Source organism: Streptomyces sp. WAC06614 (genome assembly GCF_003949795.1).
In the GTDB taxonomy this organism is placed as follows: domain Bacteria; phylum Actinomycetota; class Actinomycetes; order Streptomycetales; family Streptomycetaceae; genus Streptomyces.
This window is the reverse complement of the sequence record NZ_RPRY01000379.1, coordinates 1-6,239: the sequence shown is the minus strand read 5'-3', so window position 1 is coordinate 6,239 and position 6,239 is coordinate 1. Positions and strand designations below refer to the sequence as shown.

Genomic DNA, 6,239 nt, shown 5'->3' with positions numbered 1-6,239 from the left:
ATCCTGCGGCGCCTCGGCGGCGCCGCCCTGCTGCCCGTGGAACTCACCGCCGACCTCGACATCGAGGTCGAGGCGGCGGTCACCCCGGACGCGTTACGCCGGGCCGTCCTGGACACGGCCCGCCGCCCGCCGCAAGGAAGGCCACGATGACCCCTCACGCCGACTCGCCGCACCCGTCCCGGGCCGACGGCTACGCGATCTCGCCGGTCCAGCGGAACATCCTGCGGCGCCTCGGCGGCGCCGCCCTGCTGCCCGTGGAACTCACCGCCGACCTCGACATCGAGGTCGAGGCGGCGGTCACCCCGGACGCGTTACGCCGGGCCGTCCTGGACACGGCCCGCCGCCACGACCTGCTGTGCTCCGACTTCGTCCAGCTCCCCGGCATGGCCGAGCCCGCCCAGGTGCTCCGCGACGCCCCCGCCGTCGAGGTCACCGACACCGACGGGCCCGGCCCGCTGCGGGTCAACGAGCCCTACCCGCTGCGGGTGCGCCTGGTGGAGCACACCGACCGCCGCGTCCGGCTCCGCCTGGGCCTGCCGGCGTTCCTCGCCGACGCCGCCTCGCTCGGCCGGCTGGCCCGCGAGCTGGCCACGGCCCTGCGCGCGCCCGTACCGCTGCCCGTACCGCCGCCCGCCGCCGGTGCCGAGGCCGCGGAGGAGTACCCGCGTCACGCCGACGTCGCCCAGTTCCTGGCGGGCGCCGCGGACGACGCCGAGGCCGAGGAGTTCTGGCGGACGGCCGCCGCCGACGCCGCCGAGGACGCCGAAGTCACCGTCCCCGCCGTCGGACACACCACCTCCGACCTGCACGAACTCCCCTTCACCCTCGCCCCGGGCACCCGGGACGCGCTCCACCGGGCCGTCGAGCGGCACGGCTGGACCCACCGCGAGGTCCTGCTCGGCGCCTTCCAGCTGCTGCTGCACCGGCTGACCGGCCGGCACCCCGCCGTCGCCCTGGCCTGGTCGGCGCGGGACCCGTACCCGGAGCTCGCCGGGGTCTTCGGCCCGCTCACCTACGACGTCCCCGTCCGGCTCCCGCTCACGGACGGCGAGGGCTTCACCGCCTTCCGGCGCCGGCTCGCCGAGCGGCTCGCCGCCCTCGACGAGCACGCGCTCGCCCTGCCCGCCCTCGCCGAGCGGGTGCTGCCCCGGGCCCCGCGGTTCCGCGCCGACTTCACCCGGGCCGAGGCCGTGGCGGCCTGCGGCGACGGGGTCCGGCTGCGGATCGAGGACACCGACGTACGGGCCTTCGACCTCGCCCTGTCCTGGGCCGACTACACCGAGGGCCGCTGCACCCTGCGGTTCCGCGGCGGGCGCTACGACCGCCAGGACATGGAGCTGTTCTTCGACCGCCTGCAGGCCCTGCTCGGCCGGATCTGCGCCGACCCGGACCGCGACCTCGCCCGGACGCCCGTCATGTCCGAGGCCGAGACCGAGCGGCTCGTGGTCACGTTCAACGCCACCGCGCACCCGGTGGACGCACTGCCGGGCGTCGTCGCCCAGTTCCTCGACCGGGCCCGGACCCGGCCCGAGGCGGTCGCCGTCCGCACCGCCACCAGCAGCCTGACCTACGGCGAGCTGCTCGACCGGGCCCGGCGCACCGCCGCCTGGCTGGCCCGGCGGGGCGTCGGCCGTGGCGACCACGTCCCGCTCTGCCTGGACCGGCGGCCCGACGCCGTCGCGGCCATGGTGGGCGTCGCCCTCAGCGGAGCCGCGTACGTCCCGCTGAACACCGCGCTCCCGGCCGCCAAGCTCGCCGCGCTCGTGGCCCGGATCGCTCCCAAGGCCCTGATCGTCTCCGGCGACTGGGGCGAACGGCTCGCGCTGCCCGACGGCGCGGGGGCCGCCGTGCTGACGCTGGACCACGCCCCGGCCGACCTCGTGCCGGCCGACCTCGCGCCGCTTGATCTCGCGCCGGCCGAGGGGGCCGGCGCCGATGTGCTGCCGCGGCCGGACGATCCGGCGTACGTCATCTTCACCTCCGGCTCCACCGGCGAACCCAAGGGCGTGGTCGTCGCCCACAAGCGGCTCGCCAACCTGGTCGACTGGGTCAACCGCACCCAGCACGTCGGCCCCGGCGACTGCGTCCTGCTGGTCACCTCCTTCAGCTTCGACCTCTCCGTCTACGACGTCTGGGGCTCGCTCTGCGCCGGAGCCACCGTCCGGCTCGCCGAGGAGGCCGAACTCGCCGATCCCGAGCGGCTGGTGGACATCCTGGCGACCGAACCCGTCACCGTCTGGGACTCCGCCCCCGCCGCCCTGCAACAGCTCGTGCCCCTGTTCCCGGACCGCGCCGCCGCGCTGCGCACGGCCGCCCTCCGGCTGGTCATGCTCTCCGGCGACTGGATCCCCGTCACCCTCCCCGACCTGGTCCGCGAGCACTTCGCCGCGCCCGTGGTGCTGGCCATGGGCGGCGCCACCGAGGCCACGATCTGGTCCAACTACCACGTGGTCGACCGGGTCGACCCCCGCTGGCCCAGCATCCCGTACGGCCGGCCCGTGCAGAACTGCCGCTACTACGTGCTCGACCGGCACGGCGACCCGCAGCCGACCGGCGTCCCCGGCGAGCTGTTCATCGGCGGACTGTGTACCGCCGACGGCTACTTCGCCGACCCCGAGCGGACCGCCGAGCGCTTCCTCCCCGACCCCTTCGTGCCCGGCACCACCGACCGCCTCTACCGGACCGGCGACCTGGTCCGCCACCTGGGCGACGGCGAAATGCAGTTCCTCGGCCGCCAGGACGACCAGGTCAAGATCCGCGGGTACCGGATCGAGCTCGGCGAGGTCGCCGCCGCCGTCCGCGCGCACCCGGACGTCCAGGAGGCCATCGTCCGCAGCGTCCGCACCCCGGACGGCGACCAGCAGCTCGTCGCGTACTGGCTGCCCCGCACCCCCGGCACCGGACCCGACCACGCCGCGCTCACCGCCTTCCTCACCGGACACCTCGCCGCGTACGCCCTCCCCGCCCACAGCGTGCGGCTCACCGAGATCCCGGTCACGGCGAACGGCAAGGTCGACTACGCCGCCCTGCCCGACCACCGCGTCGACGCCCGCCGCCGCGAGGAGCCCGCCACCCCGACCGAGGCGACCCTGCTCGACCTGTGGCGGGAGGTCCTCCAGCATCCCGACGCGGGCCCGACCGAGAACTTCTTCGCCGCCGGCGGCCACTCCCTGGCCGCCGTCCAGCTCCTCGCCCGGGTCCAGACCGTCTTCGGCCGCCGCATCCGGATGCCGCAGTTCGTCTCCGACGCCACCGTCCGCGCCCTGGCCGCGCTCCTCGACCGGACCGCCCCGGAGCCGGCCGACGGACAGCGGCCCGCCCTGCGCCGGCGCAGCCGCGGACTGCCGCTGTCGGCCGGGCAGCGCCGCATGTGGTTCCTCGACCGGCTGGAGGGGCCCAGCCCCACGTACAACATCCAGCAGCCGGTCACCCTGCGCGGACCGGTCGACCCGGAGGTGCTGCGGGCCGCCCTGCGTGACCTGACGGACCGCCACGAGATCCTGCGCACCACCTACTCGGACGCCGACGGCACCCCGGAACAGCACGTCCGGCCGGCCGGGGAGACCGAACCCGTGCTGGAGCTCGTCACCACCGCACCGGCCGCACTGGACGCCCACGTCCGGCGGGCCGCCCGCCACTGCTTCGACCTGGAGGCGGAGGTCCCGCTGCGGACCTGGCTGTTCACCGTGGCCCCCGACCACCACGTGCTGCTCGTCGTCACCCACCACATCGCGGGCGACGGCATGTCGGAGCGGGTCCTGCTGCGCGACCTCGGCCTCGCCTACGCGGCGCGCGCCGAGGGCCGGGCCCCCGACCTGGCGCCGCTGCCGGTCCAGTACGGCGACTACGTCCTGTGGCAGCAGGACCTGCTCGGCGCGGCCGACGACCCCGGCAGCCTGCAGAACCGGCAACTGGCCTACTGGCGCCGGACCCTGGACGGCGCCCCGCAGAGCCTCACCCTGCCCTACGACCGCCCGCACCCGCCCGTCCCCAGCCACCGCGGAGACCGCGTCACCGTGACCGTGGGGGCCGCCGGGCACGAGGCGCTGCTGAAGCTGGCCCGTAGCACCGAGGGCACCCTGTTCACCGTGCTCCAGGCCGCGGTGGCGGCGCTGCTGCGCCGGCTCGGCGCGGGGGAGGACCTGCCGATCGGCACGGGCGTGGCGGGCCGGGGCGACGAGGCCCTGGACGACCTCATCGGCTTCTTCATCAACACCCTGGTGCTGCGCACCGACGCCTCCGGGGACCCGACCTTCACCGAGCTGGTGCGGCGCTCGCGGGAGACCGCCCTGGGCGCCTTCGCCCACCAGGACGTCCCGTTCGACCGCGTGGTCGAGGAACTGGTCCCGGCCCGGTCGGCCGCCCGGTCCCCGCTCTTCCAGGTCATGCTGATGCTGCACAACAACGTGATGCCCGAGCTGTCGCTGCCCGGCGCCCCGGGCACGGTGGGGCGGGTCGACGCGCACACGTCGAAGTTCGACCTGCTGGTCGACGTGTACGAGCTCGCGGCGGGGGACCGCGCGCCGGGTCGCGGGGCCACCCCGGGCGGGCTGAAGATCGTCCTGGAGTACGCCACCGACGTGTTCGACCGGGCGACCGTCGAGCAGGCCGGTGCCTGCCTGTCGAAGCTGCTCGCGGCGATGGCCGCCGACCCCGACACCCGCGTCCTCGACGTCGACCTGCTCGACGCGGCCGAACGCCAGACGCTCACGGCCGGCCCCCGGGCCTCCTTCCGGGCCGCCGACCCGGCCCGGGAACCCTCCCTGGTCACCCTGTTCGAGGCGAGCGCCACGGCCTGCCCGGACGCCGTCGCCGTGACCGGCGAGGGCGGCGGACCGCTGACCTACCGAGAGCTCGACGCCCGGGCGAACCGGCTGGCGCACCTGCTGCGCGAGCGCGGCGCCGGCCCCGAGACCCTGGTCGCCGTGCAGCTGCCCCGCTCGCCCGAGGTCGTCCTCGCGATCCTCGGCGTGCTCAAGGCGGGGGCCGCGTACCTGCCGCTCGATCCCGCCGACCCGGAGGACCGGACCGCCCCCCTCCTGGGGGACGCGGCGCCCGTGGCCACCGTGACCGAGGCCCTGCTGAAGGAGTCCGAGGCCTGGCCGGACACCGCCCCGCCCCCGGCGACGGCCGGTGCCGACCACCCGGCCTACGTGATCCCCACCTCCGGCCCGGGGGGCCGGGCCGAGGGCGTGGTCGTCCCGCACCGCTGCGTGGTGCGGCTGCTGCGGGCGACCGAGCGGGACGTCGCATTCGGGCCGGACGACGTCTGGACCCTCTTCCCGCCTGCCGTCCCTTCCTCCGCCTCCACCGTCTCCCCTTCCTCCTCCCTCTCTCCTTCCTCCGCCGTCGACTTCTCGGCCTGGGAGATGTGGGGCGCCCTCGCCCACGGGGGCCGGGTGGTGGTCGTCGGCCAGGACGTCGCCCGCTCGCCGCACGCGCTCCTGCGGCTGCTGGCCGACGAGGGCGTCACCGTGCTGACCCGGACGCCCTCGGACTTCCACCGGCTGGCCGAGGCCGACCGGGAGGATCCGGAGACCGGCCGACGGCTCGCCCTGCGCCATGTGGTGCTCGGGGGCGGGGACCTGGAGCCGGCCCGGCCGGCCGAGTGGTACGCGCGGCACCCCGACGACGCGCCGGTCCTGGTGCACACGTACGGCACCGCCGAGACCACCCTCCACGCCACCCGGCGGGTCCTGGACGCGGCCTCGGCCGCGGCGCCGACCCGGTCCGGGGTCGGGTCGGCGTTGGGCGAACCCCTGCCGGACCTGGCCGTGCACGTCCTGGACGAGCGGCTGCGGCCGGTGCCCTTCGGGGTGGCCGGCGACCTGTACGTGGCGGGGGAGGGGCTCGCCCGCGGCTATCTCCACCGGCCCGCCCTGACCGCCGAGCGCTTCGTCGACGATCCGTACGGGGAGCCCGGCTCCCGGCTGTTCCGGACCGGGGACCGGGGGCGGCGGCTGCGCGACGGCTCCCTGGAACGCCTCGGGCGGGTCGGCGAGCAGGTCGAGACTGTCGAGGGCCGTGTCCAGGACCAGGACCGCGGCCAGGACCAGGACCGCGGCCAGGACCAGGACGGGGTCCAGGGCGGGCCGGGGGCCGGCGTCGTGCGGCCGGCCGCCGATGCCCGGGAGGCGGTCCTGTGCCGGATCTTCGGCGAGGTGCTGGGGGTGTCCGGCGTCGGCGCGGACGACGACTTCTTCGCCCTGGGCGGCCACTCCCTGCTCACCACCCGGGTG

General features: G+C 76.3%; 1 protein-coding gene. It reads left to right on the top strand.

Annotated features, from left to right (window positions below; all coding sequences use genetic code 11):
* Window positions 1-146 precede the first annotated feature (146 nt).
* Window positions 147-6,239: non-ribosomal peptide synthetase (locus EF918_RS31150; RefSeq protein ID WP_125652277.1), on the top strand; the 6,093-nt coding region annotated here is incomplete at its 3' end.